Genomic DNA, 22,240 nt, shown 5'->3' with positions numbered 1-22,240 from the left:
GGCACCACGTCGCAGCCGCCGATGTCGGCTCTCGTCGCGGCGACCAACCACTCCGAGCGCCCGACGGGTCTGGACATCGACGCCGTCAACGCGCTCGAGCCGTACTGGGAGGCCACGCGCCGGTTGTATGCGCCATTCGAGTCGGGCCTGCCCGCGCCCACGGGTCGGGTCTACCGTCACGAAATCCCCGGCGGTCAGCTGTCGAACCTGCGGCAGCAGGCCATCGCGCTGGGGCTGGGCGAGAAGTTCGAGCAGATCGAGGACATGTACGCCGCGGCCAACGACATCCTCGGCGACATCGTCAAGGTCACCCCCTCGTCCAAGGTCGTCGGCGACCTCGCGCTGCACCTCGTCGCCGTCGGCGCAGACCCCACGGCGTTCGCCGACGACCCGGCCGCATTCGACATCCCTGAGTCGGTCATCGGTTTCCTGTCCGGCGAGCTCGGCGACCCACCCGGTGGCTGGCCCGAGCCGTTCCGCACCAAGGCGCTGCAGGGTCGTACCAGCAAGCCCAAGATCACCGAGCTCACCGACCATGAGAAGGAAGGGCTGGTGTCCGACCGGCGGCACACCCTCAACCGGTTGCTGTTCCCCGGCCCGAGCGACGACTTCGACAAGGCCTACGTCGAGTACGGCGACCTGTCGTGCGTCCCCACGGGCGCCTTCCTCTACGGGCTGCGCAACGATGCCGAGACGGAGGTCGAGCTCGAGGAGGGCAACCTCCTGCTCTTCGGCATCGAGGCCATCGGCGACGCCGACGAGCGTGGCATGCGCAACGTGTTGGGCACGATCAACGGACAGCTGCGCCCCACCGAGGTGCGCGATCGCTCGGTTGACTCCAAGGTCGCCGCTGCGGAGAAGGCCGACACCGCCAACCGCCAGCACGTCGCCGTGCCCTTCGCCGGGGTCGTCCACGCCACCGTCGCCGAAGGCGACACGGTCGAGGCCGGCCAGACCGTCGCCACGATCGAGGCGATGAAGATGGAAGCCTCCATCACCTCACCCCACGGCGGCACCGTCGCGCGTCTTGTCATCAGCGAGACCCGACAGGCCGAGGGCGGCGACCTGCTGCTCGAGCTCAGATGACTCTCTCAGGTGTCCGCGTCCACCTCGTCGTGTCATGATGAAGACACGGCCGCACCGGGAAGTGGTTGCGGCTACTTTTCGCTCCCCGCAGTCGAAAGGCCAGTAGATGACCCAGGAAGCCCGAGTCGACGCCTCTCCCAACGAACGCTATGTCAGCCTCTTCAGTGAGCTGTTGAAGGACGTTCGTGGCCAAGGTCTCCTTGAGCGCGAGCAGGTCTACTACTGGATGCAGATCGGCGTCCACGTGGCAGCGTTCTTCGCCATCTGGGCTGGCTTCTTCCTGCTGGGCAACTCGTGGTTCCAGCTCATCCTCGCTGCCGCCCTTGGCATCATCGTCACGCAGTTTGGCTTCCTCGGGCACGACGCCGCCCACCGGCAGATGTTCAAGTCGGCGAAGTGGAACTCCTGGACTGCCCGAGTTCTTGCCGGCGCGTTCGCCGGGCTGAGCTTCGCGTGGTGGCGCGGCAAGCACAACATGCACCACAAGGGCCCGAACGTCGAGGGTTACGACCCCGACATCGGCCCCGGAGCCATCGCGTTCACCCCCGGCATCGTCGCCCAACGCACCGAAGGGTTCGCGGGGTGGTTCGTCAAGCGCCAGGGTTGGCTGTTCTTCCCGCTGCTGACCCTCGAGGGGCTCAACCTGCACGCCGAGAGCATCCGCGCCGCGCGTGACAAGGAGTCAGCGCAGCCGTGGCGGCGGGTCGAGCTGTTTCTCGTCGTCGCCCGACTGACGAGCTTCGTCGCGATCCTGCTGCTGTTCCTGCCGCTCGGCAAGGCAGTCGCGTTCTTCGCGATCCAGATGGCCGTCTTCGGCTTCTGCCTCGGAGCCTCGTTCGCGCCGGCCCACAAAGGCATGCCGATCGTCCCGCCCGACATGAAGCTCGACTTCCTGCGTCGCCAGGTCATGGTGTCGCGCAACGTCCGGGGCAACCCCCTCACCGACTGGGCGATGGGCGGACTCAACTACCAGATCGAGCACCACCTGTTCCCGAGCATGCCGCGCTGCAACCTCAAGAAGGCACGTCCCATCGTGCGCTCGTACTGCGAGCGCGAGGGTGTCGACTACATGGAGGTCGGGCTCTTCCACTCCTACGCCATCGTGGTCGACTACCTCAACAATGTCGGCCTGCGCGCCCGCGACCCATTCGACTGCCCGCTGGCTGCCCAGCTCCGGGGCTAGCCCCACCACCAGCCGAACAGGCCGTCACGCTGGCAGTTGACGACCTGTCCTCGCAGCGGGAAGGCCGATCAGTTGATCTGCTTCTCGCGGCCCTCCCAAAAGGGCTGTCGGAGCTTGAACTTCTGCAGCTTGCCGGTCGCGGTGCGCGCCAGCTCGTCGCGGAACTCGATCTTCTTGGGGCACTTGTAGCCCGCGAGGTGTTCTCGGCAGTGGGCGATGAGGCCGGGGCCGTCTACCGGGTCCTCATCGGGGTCGAGCACCACGAGGGCGGTGATGAGCTCTCCCCACTTCTCGTCGGGGATGCCGATGACGGCCACCTCGCGAACGGCGGGGTGCGACGCCAGCGCATCTTCGACCTCGATCGAGGAGACATTCTCGCCGCCGGTGATGATGACGTCCTTCTTGCGGTCCGCAATGGTGATGTAGCCATCCTCGAAGGTGCCGCCGTCGCCGGTGTGGAACCAGTTGCCGGACTGCGCGTCGGCGGTGGCCTCGGGGTTCTGCCAGTAGGAAGCGAGATTGTGGTTGGACTGCGCCAGCACCTCGCCAAGGTCGTCGATCATCATGCGGACGCCGATCGTGGGCGCGCCTGCACGTCCGAGCCGTCGTGCCTGCTCGGTGGAGTCAAGATCGTCCCACTCCTCGCGCATCCGCGACATGGTCAGCAGCGGCGACGTCTCGGTGAGGCCGTAGATCTGGATGAACTCCCAGCCGAGCTCGTCGCGCACCCTCTCGATGGTGCGGGTCGGTGGCGGGGCGCCGGCGACGATGATGCGGACCTTGTCACGGCCGGGGATCTCGCCCTCCCACGTCTTGGCGCCGTCGAGCACCGCGGTGACGACGGCCGGAGCGGCGCACATCACGGTGACGCCGTGCTTCTCGACGCGCCTGAGGATCTCGCTGCCGTCGATCTGTCGGATCACGATGTGGCGCCCGCCCATGCCCGTGACCGTGAAGGGCCACCCCCACCCGTTGGCGTGGAACATCGGCAGGGTGTGGAGGTAGACGTCGCGGTCGGTCATGGTGGCGTGCAGCCCGAACGTCGTCGCGTTGAGCCACAGGTTGCGATGCGTCAACTGGACGCCCTTGGGACGTGCCGTGGTGCCGGAGGTGTAGTTGATGGTGGCGGTCGCACTCTCGTCGCCCTCCCACGGCCGCGGGGCGGCTCCCGTGCCGCGCCCCCAGATCTTGTCGTCATCCTCGCCGAGGACGAAGATGCGCTCGCAGTCGATCTCGTCGACCAGGTGGCGAAGGTCCGGATCGACCATCAGCACCTCGGCGCCTGAGTGCTCGATGATGTAGCGGATCTCGGCGACGGCGAGCCGGAAGTTGACCGGTACGAGCACCCGGCCCCATCCCGAGACGCCGAAGAACGACGTCAGCAGCCGCGCAGAGTTCTGCGAGACGATCGCGACCCGCCCACCGACGGGCACGCCCATGGCGTCGAGGTTGGCGGCCTGCGCCTTCGCCCGGCGACCAATCTCGGCGTAGGTGATCTCTCCCCACGACTCCGCCGGCTGGACCGGCTCGTCGACGACGGCGACGCGATCGGGGTAGACGGTGACGGCGCGGTCGAGGAAGTCATTGACGGTGAGAGGAAAGAACATGGTGCCTCCGGTGTGTACGTGAATCACGTCATTCTTACCCTGTCGTCCGGTGTCGAGTCACCGAGGACATCCGGGGTGGGGGGTGTTGCGCTGTCATGAGGCTACGAGAACCCCTCGGGCAACATCGTCCCGACCGATCGAGGCTAGGCCTTGTCGTAGCCGTAGAAGCCCTGGCCGGACTTCTTGCCGAGCAGCCCGGCGTCGACCATGCGACCGAGGAGCGGCGGCGGAGAGTAGAGCGGTTCCTTGAACTCCTCGTACATCGACTGGCCGATGGCCTTGATGGTGTCGAGGCCGATGAGGTCGCTGAGGGCGAGCGGTCCCATGGGGTGCCCGCAGCCCAGGACCATGCCGCGGTCGATGTCGTCGGCGGACGCGTAGCCAGCTTCGAACATGCGGATCGCCGACAGCAGGTATGGGACGAGCAGGGAGTTGACGACGAACCCGGCTCGGTCGGTGGCGTCGATGGGCTTCTTGCCGAGCGTGTCGGTGACCCAGGCACGCATGCGGTCGAGGGTCTCAGGAGAAGTGGTCAGCGAGGGGATGAGCTCGACGAGCTGCATGACGGGAGCCGGATTGAAGAAGTGGACGCCCATGACGTGGTGCGCCCGCCCCGACACGGCGCCGAGCTTGACGATGGGGATCGAGGACGTGTTGGACGCGAGGATCGCGTCGTCCTTGGTCAGGATCCGGCCGACTCGGCGGAACAGCTCGAGCTTCGTCTTCTCGTCCTCGGACGCGGCCTCGACGACGAGGTCGCGGTCGGCGAGGGCCTCGAGGTCGTCGGTGAAGGTGATGCGGTCGAGCACCGCGGCGACCTCAGCGGCGTCGATCTTGCCACGCGACTCGGCCCGGTGCAGTGATCCTTCGACGCGCTCACCGGCGGCCTTGACCGCCTCGGGCGAGATTTCTACGACCACGACGTCGAGCCCCGCACGAGCGGCTACCTCGGTGATGCCCGAGCCCATCAGGCCACCACCGATGACACCCACATGTTCGATCCGGCTCATGCTTCTCCTCAGAGTAATAGGACGTCATACTACTGTGCTGACCGTGGTCAACATGAGGGCCCCTCATGTTCGCGAGGGATGGTCTGGAGGTGCCGACGGGGGAGTGCGCGCCTCCATCCGGGTGACGAGGTCCCGTGGTGGGATGGCGCCATGCGTGTATTGGCGTCGGCGATGGCCCTGCTTCTGGTGCTCGCCGGCTGCGGCGGGTCGTCGGAGAAGGCGGCTACATCTACGGACTCGACGCAGAACCCCTCGACCGCCGGCGCGCCCGGTGCGACATCGCCCCTTCAGTCTCCGACCGGAGTCTCCACGCCGGAGGCGTTGTCGCGGTTCCGGTGCGTCAAGGGCTCGAAGGGTCGGTGGACCGCCTCGGGCCACCTGTCCAACGACAGCAAGAACAAGGTGACCTTCCAGGTCACCGTCTACGTCGGCCAAGCAACCGGAGGGGCAGAAGAGGCCAGTACCAAGCAGGTCTCCGACGTCGCGGGGGGCGACTCGGTCACGTTCATGATGGGCGCGGTGCCCGCGCCCAAGGACGGCGGGCGGTGCTACGTCCAGGTTCTCGTGACCAAGTAGGTGCCGCGCGCTGTCGAGCCGATGCACCAACCCTCGCGCATCCTGCACGACCGACCGCTCTGCTGGCTCAGTCGCGCGCGATGCGGACCATGTCTTCGCGCGGCACGACCTTGATGCGGGTGCGGCCGGCGGTCTCGCCGAGGGCCAGCTCGTGCTGGTCGAGCGTCTCCCAGCCCTCCCAGGTCGTGAACTCGATCCCGCGCCCGTCGAGGTAGCGGTCGACGGCCTCACGCGCCGGCTGTTCTGGGGCGACGAGGCCGTCGACGTCCGCGAGCAGCAGGTCGATGGTCTGGGCGGCATCTGACTTGGTGTGGCCGATCAGGCCGACCGGCCCGCGCTTGATCCACCCGGTGACGTAGGCGCCGGGCAGGGGCAGGCCGTCGATGTCGATGACGCGTCCCCCGTCGTTGGGCACGATGGCGAGGGTGTCGTCGAACGGGATGCCGGCGAGGTTGTCAGAGCGGTAGCCCACCGCCCGATAGACGGCCTGCACGGGCCAGTCGACGTGCTCGCCGGTGCCGCGGACGTTGCCGGTGCCGTCGAGCTCGGTGACCTCGGTACGCAACCCCACGACCCGTCCGCCCTCGCCGAGGACCTCGACAGGGTTCTGGCAGAAGTGGATGTGGATGCGGTGCTCGGCGCCGGTCGGCTCCTTGGCCAGGTAGTTCTGCAGCACGTCGACGACGAGCTTGACCGACTTCGAGGCGCGGATGAGATCCATCGAGCCCTCGTCGAGCTCGAAGCCCTCGGGATGCACGATGACGTCGACGTTCGGGGAGTGCGACAGCTCGCGAAGCTCCATCGGGGTGAACTTCACCTGGGCCGGGCCGCGCCGGGCAAAGACGTGGATGTCCTTGGCGGCATTGGTCTTGAGTCCGGCGTGCACGTTGTCGGGGATCTCGGTGACGAGCTGCTCGTCGGCCGTCTTGGCGAGCATGCGCGCGACGTCGAGGCCGACGTTGCCGACCCCGAGGACGGCGACGGACTCGGCGCGGGGGTCGAACGGCCAGTCGCGCGGGGCATCGGGGTGGCCGTCGTACCAGGACACGAAGTCGGCGGCGCCGAACGAGCCCCGCAGGTCGATGCCGGGAATCTGCAGATCACGGTCGCCGCGCGCGCCGGTGGCGAAGATGACGGCGTCGTAGAACTGCTGGAGGTGGTCGAGCTTGAGGTCAGCACCGTAGTTGACGTTGCCAAAGAACCGGATGTCATCGTTGGAAAGCACCCGCTTGAGGGCCTTGATGATCTCCTTGATGCGTGGGTGGTCCGGTGCGACGCCGTAGCGGATCAGGCCGAACGGTGTGGGGTCGCGATCGAGGATGTCGATCGTCACGTCGACGTCGGACTTGGTGAGGATGTCTGCGGCATAGATACCCGCAGGTCCAGCACCGATGACGGCGACACGCAGTTGCCTGCTCATTCGCTACTCCTGGGGGAAGGGATCTCATTGCCTCTGCCCCGAGTTTAAAGCGCTGTGACAAGGCGCGCGACCCGTCTCGCGATGCGATCGAGGTCGGTGTGGCGTGGCTCACAGCGACGCTCTTGGCTGCTGCCTCTGATGGTGCCGCCGCCGACCACGAGTCGAGTTGATCAGTCGGCAGCCGCGGCAGAGCGACCTGCCACTCCGCGTCCGCGGCGCGGATGCCGATGCGCCACTAGCCTGACGTCATGACCTCTGCTGTCGTCGTCGGATCCGGACCCAACGGGCTGGCCGCGGCCGTCGTCCTCGCCAAGGCCGGTGTCGAGGTCACGATCCTGGAGGCCGAGGACGAGATCGGTGGCGGCACCCGCTCGGCCGAGCTGACGGTGCCGGGCCTGATCCACGACATCTGCTCTGCGGCCCATCCGACCGGCGCGGCGTCGCCTTTCTTCCGCTCGCTCGACCTCGGAAGGCACGGGCTCGAGTGGCTCTGGACCGAGGTCGAGGCCGCGCACCCGCTCGACGGGGGGCGGGCAGGTGTGCTCTTTCGCGATCTTGACCGCACTGCCGCGGGGCTGGCAGCCGATGGCGACCCGTGGCGACGCCTCTACGCTCCGCTCGTCGAGCACATCGACGACCTCACGGCCGAGCTGTTCAAGCCGATCCTTCACGTCCCACGTCACCCGGTCCGGCTCGCGACGTTCGGTACCCGCGCCATGCAGCCGGCCTCCTGGGTCGCTCGTCGCTGGAGCAACGAGGAGGCCCGAGCGCTGTTCGCCGGCATGGCTGCACATGCCATGCAGCCGCTGAACCGTCCGACCACGGGCGCGCTCGGCATGATGTTCGGTGCGTTCGGGCATTCGTACGGGTGGCCCGTCGCCAAGGGCGGGTCGTCGGCGATCGCCCACGCCCTGGCCGCCGAGATCGTCGAGCTCGGCGGCGCGATCGAGACCGGTCACCGGGTCACCGACCTGCCGCTTGCCGACATCGTCATGTTCGACACCTCGCCCGACCAGGTGCTCGCGATCGCCGGGGGCAGGCTGCCGGCGCGCGTCGTCAGGCCACTGCGGCGCTGGAAGCGCGGCCCGGGCGCGTACAAGGTCGACTTCGCCGTCGACGGTGGCGTGCCGTGGCTCAACGAGCACGCCCGCCGAGCCGGCACGGTGCACGTCGGCGGAACCCTCGAGGAGGTGACGGCGTCCGAGACGGAGGTCGTGGCGGGGCGCATGCCGTCCAACCCGTTTGTGCTGGTGTGTCAGCAGTACCTCGCCGACCCGTCGCGCTCGGTCGGCAGCGTGCACCCCGTCTGGGCCTACGCACATGTGCCCCACGGCTACGACGGCGACGCCACCGGCACCCTCATCGCGCAGATCGAGCGGTTCGCGCCGGGCTTCCGGGAGCGAATCGTCGGCACCGCAGTGCGCAGGCCGAGCGATCTCGAGGCGCACAACGCCAACTACCTCGGTGGCGACATCACCGGCGGCGCCCTCACCCCGATGCAGACGGTCTTCAGGCCGCGCATCAGCCCCAACCCCTACTCGCTCGGAGCCAAGGGGCTCTACCTGTGCTCGGCGTCGACACCCCCGGGGGGCGGGGTGCACGGAATGGGCGGGTTCAACGCCGCCACCCAGGCCGTGGCCGACCTGTGAGCCGGGCAGGTGGGGGAACCGGGCTCGTCAAGGGCTCGTTCTACCCCATGAGGGTCCACGGTTTGAACCTTCATCCATCCGCCAAGGTCAGGATCCCGACACCATGAACCTCCCCGCTCACAAGAAGATGCTCTCGGTCGCGGCCGCTGCGTCCGTCCTGCTGTTGACGGCGGCCTGCGGTGGGGCGAGTGACAGCTCCGTCGGGTCGTCTTCGGGATCATCGGCCGCCGACGCCACGCCGGGCAGCGCCACGACCGCCGCCGACTTCAAGGACGGCGACTACGAGAGCGAAGGCAGCTACCCGAACCCAGCCGGTACCTCCAAGGTCAAGGTGGCCCTCACCGTCAAGGCCAACAAGGTCACTGCGCTGAAGGTGACGCCCGAGGCGACGAACGGCACCTCGAACGGGTACCAGACGCAGTTTGCTGGCGGCATCGGCTCTGAGGTCATCGGCAAGAGCCTCGCTGAGGTCAAGGCGTCGAAGGTGGCCGGCTCCTCGCTGACCAGCGAGGGCTTCAACAAGGCGATCGACGACATCAAGGCCGATGCCGCCGCCTGACATGCGCGAGTGGCAGTTCGAGGCCATCGGCACCGGGTGGCAGATCGACACCGCCAATCCGCTGGACCCGGAGACCAAGGGGGCCGTCACGGCGTGCATCGAGGGCTTCGACGCTGTCTGGTCGAGGTTTCGGTCCGACTCCGTCGTCTCGCAGATCGCCGACCGTGGTGGGGCGTGGGTCTTCGGCGACGAGTCGCGCGCACTGCTCGATCTCTACGTCGAGCTGCATGCTCTCAGCGACGGGGCCGTGACGCCACTCGTCGGGCGGACGCTCGCCGACCTCGGCTACGGCGCGGGCTACTCGCTCACCGAAGTGGCTGACCCGGCGCCGGTGCAGAGCTGGGAGTCGTTCGACTGGACCTATCCCGACTTCGTCGCGCATGAGCCGGTGCTGCTTGACGTCGGCGCCGCCGGCAAGGGGTGCCTCGTCGACCTCGTCGGCGCGGTGCTGACCGGGCACGACGTGCCGCGCTGGTCGATCGATGCCAGCGGAGACCTCCTGCACCGCGGCGACGATCCGTTGCGGGTGGCCCTCGAGCACCCGCACGACGCCGGCCGCGCGATCGGGGTCGTCGAGCTCGCCGACGGCATGGCGTTGTGCGCGTCGGCCTCGAACCGTCGTGCCTGGGGTGACGGCCTGCACCATGTGCTCGACGGGCGTACGGGGCGGCCCACCCGCGACATCGTGGCCACCTGGGTCGTCGCCGACTCCTGCCTGCTCGCCGACGGGCTGGCGACGGCGCTGTTCCTGGTCGATCCGGGCCGGCTCATGTCACGCTTCGACCACGAGTTCGTCCGTATGCACGCCGACGGACGGGTCGAGTGGTCGCCGCGGCTGCCCGGAGAGGTGTTCGCATGAGGACATCCCTGAGCCGCAGGACCATGCCGAGCCCGCGCGACCTGCTCGACGGGATGCTCGGCCGGGTGACGATGTACCGCCTCGTCACCCTCGTGCTCGCCGCCCTCGTGGTGGTGATGGTGGCGTTCACCGCCGCCGGGACCTTCACGACGCCGTTCACGGTCGCCGCCGAGCTGCTCACTGTCGCGGTGCTGCTCGTCGCGTCCTACGCCAGCAGCCGGCTCTTCGGACTCATCTGGCGGGTCAGGCCGCACACCGAGTCGTCGATCATCACCGCACTGCTGCTGTTCTTCATCTTCTGGCCGTCGACGGCCTTTGCGAGTCTCGTCTGGCTCGCTGGTGCGGCCGTGCTCGCCAACCTCTCGAAGTACCTGCTCGCCTGGCGCGGCAGGCATCTGTTCAACCCCACCGCGTCGGGCACGTTTTTGGTGGTCGTGGTGCAGAAGCTGGTCGGCTCCGAGGCGATCGCGCCCACGTGGTGGGTGGCCTCAGAGAAGCTGCTCCCGTTCGTCGCAGTCGGTGCGTTCCTCGTCCTGTGGCGCACACGACGCCTCGACCTCGGTCTGTTGTTCATCGTGCTGGCGGGCGGCCTGACGATCTGGGGGTTGGCAGCCGGGTTCGGGGCCGGGTACGGCGATGCGTTGCAGACCACGGCCAACTCGTACGCGGTCGTCTTCATCGCCGGGTTCATGCTCAGCGAGCCGCTGACGCAACCGCCCCGACGCTGGCAGCAGCTTCTGGTCGCGGCGGTCGTGTCTGTGCTGATCTCCTACCCGACCTGGATCTCTGTCTTCGACACCGCACCGGTCTCGGTCGGGGGCATCGGCGTCACGCAGGAGCTCGCGCTTCTTGTTGGCAACCTCGTGGCGTTCGGCTTTGCCCGCCGGCGCGGTCTCTCGTTCGAGCTCGAGGGCATCTGCCGGCTCACCCCCGAGACCCACGAGCTGACCTTCCGTGCCCTCACGCCGATGATCTTCAGGCCCGGCCAGTACGTCGAGCTGACAGTTCCCCACCCCGGCGTCGACAGCCGGGGGACCCGCCGGACGTTCAGCATCAGCTCGCCGCCCTCCGGCGGCGGCCGGGTGACCATCACGTTGCGCGTGCCGGAGAAGCCGTCGACCTTCAAGCGCGCTCTGCTCGCGCTCGAGCCGGGCGACCTGATTCACGGCAGCGGTGTGGGCGGAGATTTCCTGTGGCCGTCCGACACCTCGTCACCGCTTCTGCTGGTGGCCGGCGGCATCGGCATCACCCCGTTCCTGAGCCAGCTGCGGCACGAGTCGGCGCGCGATGCCGTGCTGGTCTATGGCGTGTCATCGCCCGAAGAGATGCCTTTTGACGCGGAGCTGGCCCGCGCGGCCGTCGTGCTCGTCGGCCCTGCCCGCCCGGACATCCTTCCTCACGGCTGGACGTTCGTGAAGGCGCCATTCCTGTCGGCAGAGCTGATCGCCGACGTCGTGCCCGACCTTGCCTCGCGGCGCGCATACATCTCGGGTCCGCCCGCCATGGTCAACGCGGTACGCGCAGGCTTGGCGAAGCGCTGCGACGGCATCAGGACTGACTACTTCACCGGCTACTGACCTCCCGGCGCTGCGGCCGGGGGCGGCTGGCCCTCGAGCGGGGTCGAAGGACCCTGTGGTGGCAATCGCACCCTTGATAGAAATGGACCCAAGGCATCAGGTGTTGCAACCAGTGACATCACCACGCACCAGGAGACCGGCACATGGACCTTGCGAAGTTCACGACGCGCAGCCAGCAGGCAATCGCGGGCTCGCTCTCGGCGGCCGCGGCGGCCGGCAACCCCTCCGTCGAGCCGGCCCACCTTCTCGTCGCCATGCTCGCGCAGGAGGGTGGCACCGCTGGCCCCCTCATCCAGGCGCCCGGAGTCGACCCCGAGGCCATTCGCGCGGGGCTCAAGGCGGCGCTCGACTCCCTGCCCTCGGCGAGCGGGGCCAGCGTGCAGAACCCCGGTTTCAGCCGATCGAGCCACGAGGTGCTGCAGCGCGCGCAGGACCTCGCCGATCAGCTCGGTGACGACTTTGTCTCGACCGAGCACCTCGTGGTCGGCATTGCCACGGTCGAGTCGTCGGCCCGTACCGTCCTCGATGGCGCAGGCGCGAGTGCCGAGTCGCTGACGTCGGCCTTCTCCGCCGTGCGTGGCACCGCCCGCGTCACGAGCAAGGACGCCGAGGACACCTACCAGTCGTTGGAGAAGTACGGCGTCGATCTCACGTCGGTCGCCCGCGACGGCAAGCTCGACCCCGTGATCGGTCGCGACAGCGAGATCCGCCGCGTCATCCAGGTGCTGTCGCGGCGCACGAAGAACAACCCTGTGCTGATCGGCGAGCCGGGCGTCGGCAAGACCGCCGTGGTTGAGGGCCTCGCCCAGCGCATCGTCGCCGGAGACGTCCCCGAGTCGCTGCGGGGTCGCCGTCTCATCTCACTTGACCTCGCAGCGATGGTCGCGGGGGCGAAGTATCGCGGGGAGTTCGAGGAGCGTCTCAAGGCCGTCCTCACCGAGATCAAGGAGTCCGAGGGTCAGGTCATCACCTTCATCGACGAGCTGCACACCGTCGTCGGAGCGGGCGCCGGTGGCGACAGCGCGATGGACGCCGGCAACATGCTGAAGCCGATGCTGGCGCGCGGCGAGCTGCGCATGATCGGTGCGACGACGCTCGATGAGTACCGCGAGCGCATCGAGAAGGATCCGGCGCTCGAGCGCCGGTTCCAGCAGGTGTTCGTCGGTGAACCGACCCCCGAGGACACCATCGCGATCCTGCGTGGTCTCAAGTCGCGCTACGAGGCGCACCACCGCATCTCGTACACCGACGCGGCACTGGTCGCCGCGGCCACGTTGTCCGACCGCTACATTCCCGGCCGCCAGCTGCCCGACAAGGCCATCGATCTCATCGACGAGGCCGGCAGCCGGCTGCGCATGGAGATCGACTCGAGCCCCGTCGAGATCGACGAGCTGCGTCGCGGCGTCGACCGCCTGCGTATGGAAGAGATGCACCTCGACAAGGAGGCCGACGACGCGAGTCGTGAGCGGCTCTCCAAGCTGCGTGTCGAGCTGGCCGACAAGCAGGAGGCCCTGCGTGGTCTCGAGACCCGGTGGGAGCGGGAGAAGCAGTCGCTCAACGCGGTGGGTGAGATCAAGGAGCGCATCGACGAGGTGCGCAGCGCTGCCGAGAAGGCGCAGCGCGAGGGCGACATGGACACCGCCAGCCGCCTTCTGTACGCCGAGATCCCCGGCATGGAGCAACAGCTCGCCGAGGCGCAGGCCGCCGAGGCCAACCGTGAGGAAGACTCCATGGTGCACGAGGAGGTCGGGGCTGACGACATCGCCGAGGTGGTCGCGGCGTGGACCGGCATCCCCACCGGCCGCCTGCTGGAGGGTGAGACAGGCAAGCTGCTGCGCATGGAGGACGAGCTCGGACAACGTCTGATCGGCCAGAAGAAAGCCGTCACAGCCGTGTCCGACGCCGTACGACGTTCGCGTGCCGGCATCTCCGACCCCGACCGTCCGACGGGCTCGTTCCTGTTCCTCGGCCCGACCGGCGTCGGCAAGACCGAGCTGGCCAAGACTCTGGCGGAGTTCCTGTTCGACGACGAGCGGGCGATCATCCGCATCGACATGAGCGAGTACAGCGAGAAGCACTCCGTGAGCCGACTCGTCGGAGCGCCCCCCGGGTACGTCGGCTACGACGAGGGTGGTCAACTGACCGAGGCCGTGCGTCGTCGGCCCTACTCGGTCGTGCTGCTCGACGAGGTCGAGAAGGCGCACCCCGAGGTGTTCGACATCCTCCTGCAGGTGTTGGACGACGGCCGCCTCACCGATGGTCAGCGGCGCACGGTCGACTTCCGCAACGTGATCCTGGTCCTGACGTCCAACCTCGGTTCTACTTTCCTGGCAGACCCGGCGCTCGACGACGCCACCAAGCACGCAGCGGTCATGGAGGTCGTGAAGGCGTCGTTCAAGCCCGAGTTCCTCAACCGGCTCGACGAGATCGTGACCTTCGACGCGCTCGGCACGGCCGAGCTGGCACGCATCGTTGACCTGCAGATCGCCTCGCTGGGCAAGCGGCTCTCGGCTCGACGCATCACGCTGGACGTCACGGCGGCGGCGCGGGAGTGGCTCGCGCTCACCGGCTGGGACCCCCCGTACGGCGCCCGTCCACTGCGGCGGCTCGTGCAGCAGGCGATCGGCGACCGGCTCGCGCGCTCGCTGCTCAGTGGCGACGTGCGCGACGGCGACACCGTGCTGGTCGATCGGGCTGCCGGGGCCGACGAGCTCACGGTGATGCGTGCGTGACAGCCCACATCCGGGTGGCTTGTAGTGGCGTGGTGAGATTGATGCATGACTGAGGCACGCCGCGCACGTCCCCGGATGCTGGTTTCTGCCTGCCTCTACCTCGGCATGATCTGCCTCATCCTCGGCATCCAGGTCGTCACGATCCTCACGCAGTGGAACACCATCGACGGTCAGGCGAACGTCAAGAGCCAGACCAAGACGTTCGTGCAGGACGGCATGAGCCAGGCCGATGCGAACACCACCTACCGAGTCCTGCTCACCGCACTCGCGGTGTTCGCGGCCTGTGGCGTGGTCTTCGCGGCCTACACCGCGATGGGGCACCGCGTCAGCCGCATCATCCTCACCGTGTTCGCGGTGATACTCGCGCTGATCGGCATCCTGGGTGCGGTGGCCGGCGCGTTCGTGTTCATCTTCGTCGGGGTCATCGCATCGGTCTGCGTCTACCAGCTGTGGACGCCTGACGTGCGCGCCTGGTTCGCAGATCCGGGTGGTGCCTCCGCCGCCAGCGTGTCGTCTTCGTCGCGACCCGACCCGTTCGCGGTCACGAAGTCGCCGGAGCCTCCCGCTCCTGCGCACGACACTGAGACCTCCTCCACTTCCGCTGTGCAGACGTTGGAGCACCCTCCGGCAGAGTCGGCCGTGAAACGTTCCGTTCCCCAGTCCGTCAGCATCGCCGCCTGGACCGCCCTCATCGGGTCGGCGATGGTCGGCGGAATGTGTGCCATCGCGCTCGTGGCATTCGCGATCGTCGGCGGCGACTACGAGCGCATGATGCGCGACGACGGCATCGGCACCGGCCTCATCCGCGACTCCGGCATGGACGTCGGCACCCTCTACACGGCGTCGGTGGCGATGTCGATCGGATTCGTGGTGCTGTCGGTGGCGGGTCTTGCCGCCTCCCTAGCGGCGCTCACCGGCCGACGGTTCGGGCGGACCGCGCTCCTGTGGGTGTCGTCGATCACGATGGTCGTCTCGCTCGTCGCCTTCCCCGTGGGGCTGCCCTGGACCGCGGCGTGCGCCGTCGCGATCTTCCAGCTCCGCAAACCTGAAGCGGTGGCCTGGTTCGTCAGGACGTAGGGCAATGGAGGTCACACTTCTTTGATTTCAGCGGTGTGGCGTATCACCGATAAACTAAGGCCCATGCCCGAAAGCACAGTGTCTACAGCCAAGCGTCCCCATGTCGTTGTCGTGGGAGGCGGGTTCGGCGGCATCGCGGCCGTTCGTAAGCTCAAGCGGTCCGATGTCGACGTGACGCTGATCGACCGCCACACGTACAACACCTTCCAGCCGCTGCTCTACCAGGTGGCAACCGCGAGCCTCAACCCCGGCGACATCACCTGGTTCCTGCGCGCCATCCGCGCCAAGCAGAACAACGTGCGGTTCCTCAAGGGCACTGTCGTGTCGATGGACCACGAGGCCAAGACGCTGCACCTCGAGGGTGGCGTCGACGTCCGCTACGACTACCTGATCGTGGCGGTCGGGGTGACAGCCAACTACTTCGGCATTCCGGGCGCAGAAGAGCTGGCCATGCCGCTCTACCGCCGTTCTCAGGCACTGGCCGTGCGCGACAAGATGTTCGCGGCTCTCGAGGAAGCCGCGATCAACGGGCAGGACCGTGACCTTCGCATCGTGGTGGTCGGCGGCGGAGCCACGGGCGTCGAGACCGCCGGCGCGTTCGCCGAGCTCCGCAACCACGACATGCCCGTGACCTATCCCGAGATCGACCCGGAGCGGGTGCACATCGCGCTCATCGAGATGTTGCCGCACGTGCTCGGCCCGTTCCACCCCAAGCTGCGCGACTACGCCAAGAGGTCGCTCGAGAAGCGCCATGTCGACCTGCGCCTCGGCACGGCCGTCAAGGAGGTTCGCGCCGACGGTGTACTCGTCGAGCACGATGGCGTCGAGGAGTTTCTCCCCGCTGGCATCGTTGTGTGGGCCAGTGGCATCACCGCCCACTCGGTCGTCCAGGACTGGGCTGTTCCGCAGGGCCGGGGGGGACGTATCGAGACCGACGAGCACCTGCGGGTGCTCGGCATGGACAACGTGTTCGCGATCGGTGATGTCTCGGTCAGCCCCGACGAGCCGCTGCCCCAGCTCGCGCAGCCTGCCATCCAGGGTGGCAAGCACGTCGCCAAGTTCATCAAGGCCGACATGGCCGGCAACACCTCGAAGGTCAAGGTTTTCAAGTACAAGGACAAGGGCACGATGGCGACGATCGGTCGTTCGTCAGCCGTCGCCGAGATCAAGGGCCTGCCCCGTCTCACCGGCTTCCCGGCCTGGATCATCTGGGTGGTGCCCCACGTCGCGACGCTGCTGGGCAACCGCAACCGTTTCGCCACGATGATCAACCTGACGGCGAAGTACCTGGTGTGGGGCAGCCACAACGCCATCGTCGGTGAGACGCCGCCCGTGGCCTCGGTCAAGCCCCTGCTTGTCGAGGCACGTTCACCGCGCAAGGCGGTCTCGAGGTCCGAGGCACGCAAGTCTGCCGGGCTGCTTGCTGCCCAGAGCCACGAAGAGGCCGCGAAGGCTCCGGTTGCCACTGAGGCAGCGAAGAAGGCCGCCGCCGAGAAGGCTGCCGCCGACCAGGTGTAGAGGTTGTCTAGGTGGTGCCGGTCTGCTGAAGCGCCCTCTGCAGGTCAGCCCTTGCTGACACCATCGAGGGGCCGTACCACGTCAGTGAGCGGCCCGACACGAGCGTCGTCGGCGCCCGCCCGAACGCCTCCGGGCCGTCGTCGGCCGTGAAGACGTAGGGCTCGTCGGGCAGAAGAATCAGGTCGATGTCGTCGCGGTCGATGTCTGCCAGGTCGACGTGTGGGTACCGGTCTTCACCGTCGCCGAAGGCGTTGATCAGACCCAGTCGGTCCAGGACGTCACCGGTGAACGTGCGGGCTCCGACCACCATCCACGGGTCGCGCCAGATCGGCACTGCGACGCGTCGTCCGGCCGACGCGACGGGCTCGGCCCACACGCGCTCGGCCTCGAGCAGCCATGCAGGGACGTCCCAGCAGAGGCCGTCGGTGAACATGCGGCGCATCGATGCGAATGACTCGTCGACGGTCTCGATGACCGTGACCCAGACCTGGATGCCGGCCTCGCGGAGCCTGCGGATGTCGAGCTCGCGGTTCTCCTCGCGATTGGCAAGGACCAGGTCGGGCTCGAGAGCGGCGATCGCGGCGCGGTCGGGGTTCTTGGTGCCGCGGATGCGAGTGACGTCGAGGTCGGCCGGGTGCGTGCACCACTCGGTGGCGCCCACCAGCGCCTCGCGCCGGGTGGCGGCGATGGCCTCGGTGAGCGACGGCACGAGGGAGACGACCCGGGCGGCGGGCCCGTCGATGCTGACCGGGTGGCCGAGGTCGTCCCCCTCGCGAGCTGTCATGCGTACAGCCTAGGCGTCAGCGGTCGCGCGAAGCGTCCGTGTGTCCTGTGACGTCGGGGGCACTGTGCTCACGGTCTGCATTGTGCTCACGATCCGCAATGTGCTCGCCGTTGGCGTTGTGCTCACTGTCCACCCTGTGCGCGCCGTCGTCGTCGACACGGACGTCGGGGTCGATGCGATCGGCCTCAGCCATCCGGTCGTCGACGGCGTCGCGGGTCTGCGCTGCTTCCTGATGGTGCTCGTGCGCGGTGCGCTCGAGCCGCTCGGCCTCGAGCCGCGCCGCCTCAGCGTCGGCCCGCGCAGTGAGCGCATCGGCCTCGCGACGCTTGACGTCGACGGCATTCATCTGGGCGTCGTCCCTGATGGCGGCCGCCTTCTCCCGCTGGTGCTGCTCGTGCTCCAGCAGCTTCGCCTCCTTGCGTTGAGCGCTCTTGCGTGAAGCGGCCACGGCAGCCAGCACGAGTGCGACGACGACGACGGCGATGATGAGCCATACCCACCACTTGATGTCGGACATGAGTACCTTCCTCTCGGGACGGACGTCACGCGCCGGTCGGCACGCCTGCGCCTCGCCCCCCGAGTGCCGTACCCGGTTCGCCCGAGATCATTCACCGCACGTGTTCAGCGCCGGCGGACGCCCATCGCGCCGCACACCGGCGCGGCCCAACCGAGGGCATCGCTCTCGGCGATCATGACGTCGAGTGCCGACGCCACCTCGTCCGAGATGTCGACGGTTCTGCGGGTCGCGGTGCTGACGTGGACGAGCGTGGCCTCCAACGTGCACGCGAGCGACGAGGTCTCCTGGTCGACGATGAACGACATGCCGTGCACGACGCGTGCAGAACGTTCGAGGATGCGCGAGTGCACCGTGAACCGGTCGCCGAGACGCAGCTCGCTGTAGTAACGGATGTGCTGCTCCGCCGTGAACAAGGTGAGCTGCAGCTCGTCGACGTACTCGCGGTCCACCCCGGCAGCCTGGGTGTTCTTCCACATCGCCCAGGACCCGAGGCGGAAGTAGTCGCCGATGTTCATGTGCCCGTTCTCGTCGATGAACTCAGGCTCCACCTGCTGGTCGAACGTCGCGGGGATCTGCAGGATGTTCTCGAACGAAGGGAGGTCACTCACGCGTCGACGATACAAGCGGTGCCGCCGTAGCATCGACGGGTGCCTCCCCGTTCCCCGTTGCCCCAGCGTCACGGGCTCGGGGCTGCGTGGTTGCGCACCCCCGATCGTGGCAAGCCTCGCCCCGACCCGTGGCCCACGATGGGCACGTGGCTGCGTCATCGGCTGCCGGAGCGGGTCGACGTTGCTCAGATGTTGGCCGACGAGCGGTTTGTCTACGACACCGGCACGGCCGTGGGTGACGATCATCCGTACACCCCGCACACCTTCGTGTGGTTTCACCGCGACCTCGTCGACGAGGTCGCGGTGCCCGGCGAGATCCATGTGGTGCACCAGGACGACCGCATCGTCGTGGTCGACAAGCCGGCGTTCCTCTCTTCCATCCCGCGTGGTGGCCACGTCAGACAGAGCGTCGTGGTGCGGCTTCGTGCCGAGCTCGGACTGCCCGAGCTGTCGGCTCTGCACCGTCTCGACCGCATCACGTCCGGCCTGCTGATGCTCGGCACCGAACGGCGCTGGCGTGGTGCGTACCAGTCGATGTTCCAGAACGGCACCGTGCGCAAGACCTATCGGGCGGTGGCGCCGTGGCGCGCGGACCTCGAGCTGCCCGTCACGGTGCGCAACCATCTGGGCAAGGAGCGCGGCCGGTGGCAGGCAGCCGTCGTGCCGGGCGCCCCGGTCAACGCCGAGACGCTCGTGGAGCTCGAGTCGAGGGATGGCGATCGGGCCGTCTACCGGCTCACACCGCGGACCGGCCGGACCCACCAGCTGCGCGTTCACCTGCAGGGCCTCGGTATCCCGATCGTCGACGACCCGCTGTACCCCGAGGTGCTTGACGTGCCGGTCGACGACTTCTCGCGGCCCTTGCAGCTGCTGGCGAGCGAGCTCGCGTTCACCGACCCCGTCGACGGCAGCGAGCAGCGCTTCGAGAGCGTGCGCCAACTACCCCTGCATCCCCACCCGCGCTGGGGGTGACGCTCTTGTGGTCTTGCACGGAGTGTCGCATCAAGAGCGTCACTCCCAGCGCGGAGGTGGGCGGTGGGTCAGACGTTCCTGCGGTACTGGCCACCCACCTCGAAGAACGCCTCGGTGACCTGCTGAAGCGAGCAGACGCGGGCGGCCTCCATCAGGGGTGCGAAGACGTTCTCACCGTTGACCGCTGCCGTGCGAAGGATCTCGATCGCGGCGTTGGCCTCGGCGTTGTGAGTGTCCTGGAAGGCATGTACACGTGACAGCTGCGACTCCTTCTCGGACTCGGTGGCACGTGCGAGCTCGACAGTGGGCGGCTCCTCGTCGCCGTCGGGCTTGCGGAACGTGTTGACGCCGATGATCGGCAGCGAGCCGTCGTGCTTGCGGTGCTCGTAGAGCATCGACTCGTCCTGGATGCGTCCGCGCTGATAGCCGGTCTCCATCGCACCGAGCACGCCGCCGCGCTCGTTGATGGCGTCGAACTCGGCGAGGACGGCGTTCTCGACGAGGTCGGTGAGCTCGTCGGTGATGAACGCGCCTTGCGTGGGGTTCTCGTTCATCGCGAGACCCCACTCGCGGTTGATGATGAGCTGTATCGCGAGTGCGCGCCGAACCGATTCCGCCGACGGTGTCGTGACGGCCTCGTCGTAGGCGTTGGTGTGCAGGCTGCTGGCGTTGTCGTAGATGGCGATGAGCGCCTGCAGCGTCGTGCGGATGTCGTTGAAGTCCATCTCCTGTGCGTGCAGCGATCGCCCGGTCGTCTGCACGTGGTACTTCATCTTCTGCGTGCGTTCGTTGGCGCCGTACTTCTCCCTCATCGCGACGGCCCAGATGCGGCGGGCCACACGTCCGAGCACGGAGTACTCCGGGTCCATGCCGTTGGAGAAGAAGAACGACAGGTTGGGCGCGAAGTCGTCGATGTCCATGCCGCGCGCGAGGTAGGCCTCGACGTACGTGAACCCGTTGGAGAGCGTGAACGCGAGCTGGCTGATGGGGTTGGCCCCGGCCTCGGCGATGTGATAGCCCGAGATGCTGACGGAGTAGAAGTTGCGCACCTTCTGCTCGATGAACCACTCCTGGATGTCGGCCATCATGCGCAGCGAGAACTCGGTCGAGAACAGGCACGTGTTCTGGCCCTGGTCCTCCTTGAGGATGTCGGCCTGCACCGTGCCGCGGACATTCTGCAGCGCGTACGACCGCAGGTCTGCGTGCTCCTCTGCGGACGGTTCGCGGTCGTGCTCGGCGCGGAACACGTCGACCTGCTGGTCGATCACGGTGTTGAGGAAGAACGCCAGCACGGTGGGCGCGGGCCCGTTGATCGTCATCGACACCGAGGTCGTGGGCGAGACGAGGTCGAACCCGTCGTACAGCGCCTTCATGTCGTCGAGCGTCGCGACGGAGACACCTGACGTGCCGACCTTGCCGTAGACGTCGGGGCGGGGGTCAGGGTCGCGACCGTACAGCGTCACCGAGTCGAATGCCGTCGAGAGCCGGGTGGCGTCGTTGTCGGCCGACAGCAGCTTGAAGCGTCGGTTGGTGCGGAACGGGTCGCCTTCACCAGCGAACATCCGGGCCGGGTCCTCACCGTCACGCTTGAAGGGGAAGACGCCGGCGGTGAACGGGAAGTAGCCCGGCAGGTTCTCGCGGCGCCAGAACCGGACGAGCTGCCCGTGGTGGGTGAACTTCGGCAGCGAGACACGCGGAATCTTGCTGCCCGAGAGCGATTCCCTGGTGAGGGCGGTGTGGATCTCGCGGTCGCGGCTGTGGGTGATCATCTCGTCGCCGGAGTACGACTCGACGACGGCGGGCCAACCCTCGATCTGGTCGGCGATCTCGTGGGGCACCGCCTTGCGGGCCGTGACGAGAAGCTCATCGACCCCCGACCTCTCGTGCCCCGCGTCGGCAAGCTCGCCTGACACGAGCGCGAGGCGTTGGGCGCGGTCGGCGGCGTCGGCGAGCCGGTCGGTCTCGGCATGGAAGCCGCGGATCGTCTCGGTGATCTCGGCGAGGTAGCGCACCCGATCAGACGGCACGACCTGGCGGATGCCGCTGGAGTGACGGGTGTCGACGTGGGGCAGGATGCCCTCACCGACCGGCAGCCCCTGGTCACCCAGCGTGTCGCGCAGGTGCTGGTAAAGCGCCGTCACGCCGTCGTCGTTGAACGTCGCGGCGGAGGTGCCGAAGATCGGCATGTCCTCAGGCTTCTTGCCGAAGGCTCCGCGGTTGCGCACCATCTGACGACCGACGTCGCGCATGGCGTCCTTGGCGCCGCGGCGCTCGAACTTGTTGATCGCGACGGTGTCAGCGAAGTCGAGCATGTCGATCTTCTCGAGCTGCGACGCCGCGCCGAACTCGGGCGTCATGACGTACATCGACGTGTCGACGTAGGGCACGATCGCGGCATCGCCCTGGCCGATGCCGGGCGTCTCGACGATGACGAGGTCGAAGCCCGCGGCCTTGACCACGGTGGTGGCGTCGGCGAGGGCGTCGGGCAGCTCGCGCGATCCGCGGG

At 67.8% G+C, this 22,240-nt stretch carries 18 protein-coding genes; 11 read left to right on the top strand and 7 right to left on the bottom strand.

The window, feature by feature from the left end:
• Together H7290_RS00205 and H7290_RS00200 are read left to right on the top strand one after the other, a co-directional pair.
• The coding region (locus H7290_RS00205; RefSeq protein WP_290511996.1) for a biotin/lipoyl-containing protein at nucleotides 1–1,086 on the top strand (1,086 nt) is incomplete at its 5' end.
• Between the two features lie 106 nt (nucleotides 1,087–1,192).
• Nucleotides 1,193–2,269 carry an acyl-CoA desaturase gene (locus H7290_RS00200; protein ID WP_290511995.1) on the top strand — a complete coding sequence of 359 codons (1,077 nt, stop codon included), beginning with the start codon at nucleotides 1,193–1,195 and terminating at the stop codon, nucleotides 2,267–2,269.
• A 68-nt stretch (nucleotides 2,270–2,337) separates the two neighbouring features.
• Here H7290_RS00200 and H7290_RS00195 read toward each other — a convergent pair whose 3' ends face one another.
• Together H7290_RS00195 and H7290_RS00190 are read right to left on the bottom strand one after the other, a co-directional pair.
• Complete coding sequence (locus tag H7290_RS00195) at nucleotides 2,338–3,876, bottom strand: AMP-binding protein (RefSeq protein ID WP_290511994.1); 1,539 nt, start codon at nucleotides 3,874–3,876, stop codon at nucleotides 2,338–2,340.
• 143 nt (nucleotides 3,877–4,019) lie between these two features.
• The gene (locus tag H7290_RS00190) at nucleotides 4,020–4,886 is read right to left on the bottom strand and encodes a 3-hydroxybutyryl-CoA dehydrogenase (protein WP_366927579.1); all 867 of its coding nucleotides are present in this window, start codon (nucleotides 4,884–4,886) and stop codon (nucleotides 4,020–4,022) included.
• Between the two features lie 150 nt (nucleotides 4,887–5,036).
• Here H7290_RS00190 and H7290_RS00185 point away from each other — a divergent pair, with 150 nt between their 5' ends.
• A complete protein-coding gene (locus tag H7290_RS00185) occupies nucleotides 5,037–5,462 on the top strand; it encodes a hypothetical protein (RefSeq protein ID WP_290511993.1) in 426 nt (141 codons plus the stop codon).
• 67 nt (nucleotides 5,463–5,529) lie between these two features.
• Here the strand turns inward: H7290_RS00185 and H7290_RS00180 are convergent, their stop codons facing one another.
• Complete coding sequence (locus H7290_RS00180; protein ID WP_290511992.1) at nucleotides 5,530–6,882, bottom strand: FAD-dependent oxidoreductase; 1,353 nt, start codon at nucleotides 6,880–6,882, stop codon at nucleotides 5,530–5,532.
• 248 nt (nucleotides 6,883–7,130) lie between these two features.
• On the opposite strand from H7290_RS00180, the gene H7290_RS00175 reads away from it, so the two are divergent.
• From H7290_RS00175 to H7290_RS00145, 7 genes are all read left to right on the top strand, one after another.
• Entirely contained in the window at nucleotides 7,131–8,531 is a 1,401-nt protein-coding gene (locus H7290_RS00175; RefSeq protein ID WP_290511991.1) for an NAD(P)/FAD-dependent oxidoreductase, read from the top strand.
• Between the two features lie 103 nt (nucleotides 8,532–8,634).
• Complete coding sequence (locus H7290_RS00170; RefSeq protein WP_290511990.1) at nucleotides 8,635–9,090, top strand: hypothetical protein; 456 nt, start codon at nucleotides 8,635–8,637, stop codon at nucleotides 9,088–9,090.
• Nucleotides 9,077–9,949: an FAD:protein FMN transferase gene (locus H7290_RS00165; RefSeq protein WP_290511989.1), complete on the top strand. Its 873-nt coding sequence runs from the start codon at nucleotides 9,077–9,079 to the stop codon at nucleotides 9,947–9,949. Before H7290_RS00170 ends, H7290_RS00165 begins: the two co-directional genes overlap by 14 nt.
• Nucleotides 9,946–11,526, top strand: a complete 1,581-nt coding sequence (locus H7290_RS00160; RefSeq protein WP_290511988.1) for a hypothetical protein — start codon at nucleotides 9,946–9,948, stop codon at nucleotides 11,524–11,526. The genes H7290_RS00165 and H7290_RS00160 overlap by 4 nt, the downstream gene beginning before the upstream one ends.
• 143 nt (nucleotides 11,527–11,669) lie before the next feature.
• The gene (clpB, locus tag H7290_RS00155; RefSeq protein ID WP_290511987.1) at nucleotides 11,670–14,258 is read left to right on the top strand and encodes an ATP-dependent chaperone ClpB; all 2,589 of its coding nucleotides are present in this window, start codon (nucleotides 11,670–11,672) and stop codon (nucleotides 14,256–14,258) included.
• Nucleotides 14,259–14,303: 45 nt separating this feature from the next.
• Nucleotides 14,304–15,335 (top strand): hypothetical protein, encoded by a 1,032-nt coding sequence (locus H7290_RS00150; protein WP_290511986.1) that lies wholly within the window; start codon nucleotides 14,304–14,306, stop codon nucleotides 15,333–15,335.
• A 63-nt stretch (nucleotides 15,336–15,398) separates the two neighbouring features.
• The gene (locus tag H7290_RS00145) at nucleotides 15,399–16,853 is read left to right on the top strand and encodes an NAD(P)/FAD-dependent oxidoreductase (RefSeq protein WP_290511985.1); all 1,455 of its coding nucleotides are present in this window, start codon (nucleotides 15,399–15,401) and stop codon (nucleotides 16,851–16,853) included.
• Between the two features lie 7 nt (nucleotides 16,854–16,860).
• Here H7290_RS00145 and H7290_RS00140 read toward each other — a convergent pair whose 3' ends face one another.
• The 3 genes from H7290_RS00140 to H7290_RS00130 form a co-directional block, all read right to left on the bottom strand.
• Nucleotides 16,861–17,637, bottom strand: coding sequence for a helical backbone metal receptor (locus H7290_RS00140; RefSeq protein ID WP_290511984.1), 777 nt, complete (start codon nucleotides 17,635–17,637; stop codon nucleotides 16,861–16,863).
• 16 nt (nucleotides 17,638–17,653) lie between these two features.
• A complete protein-coding gene (locus H7290_RS00135; RefSeq protein ID WP_290511983.1) occupies nucleotides 17,654–18,154 on the bottom strand; it encodes a hypothetical protein in 501 nt (166 codons plus the stop codon).
• A 104-nt stretch (nucleotides 18,155–18,258) separates the two neighbouring features.
• The gene (locus H7290_RS00130; RefSeq protein WP_290511982.1) at nucleotides 18,259–18,762 is read right to left on the bottom strand and encodes a thioesterase family protein; all 504 of its coding nucleotides are present in this window, start codon (nucleotides 18,760–18,762) and stop codon (nucleotides 18,259–18,261) included.
• Between the two features lie 138 nt (nucleotides 18,763–18,900).
• Between H7290_RS00130 and H7290_RS00125 the strand changes: the two genes are divergently transcribed.
• Nucleotides 18,901–19,734 carry a pseudouridine synthase gene (locus H7290_RS00125; RefSeq protein ID WP_290511997.1) on the top strand — a complete coding sequence of 278 codons (834 nt, stop codon included), beginning with the start codon at nucleotides 18,901–18,903 and terminating at the stop codon, nucleotides 19,732–19,734.
• A 68-nt stretch (nucleotides 19,735–19,802) separates the two neighbouring features.
• On the opposite strand, the gene H7290_RS00120 is transcribed toward H7290_RS00125, so the two are convergent.
• A partial coding sequence (locus tag H7290_RS00120; protein WP_290511981.1) for a methylmalonyl-CoA mutase family protein occupies nucleotides 19,803–22,240 on the bottom strand: 2,438 nt, incomplete at its 5' end.

The sequence above is a fragment of the Aeromicrobium sp. genome, assembly GCF_014378035.1.
In the GTDB taxonomy this organism is placed as follows: Bacteria; Actinomycetota; Actinomycetes; order Propionibacteriales; family Nocardioidaceae; genus Aeromicrobium.
The sequence above is the reverse complement of the archived record's forward strand: the minus strand, read 5'-3'. Positions and strand labels throughout refer to the sequence as shown.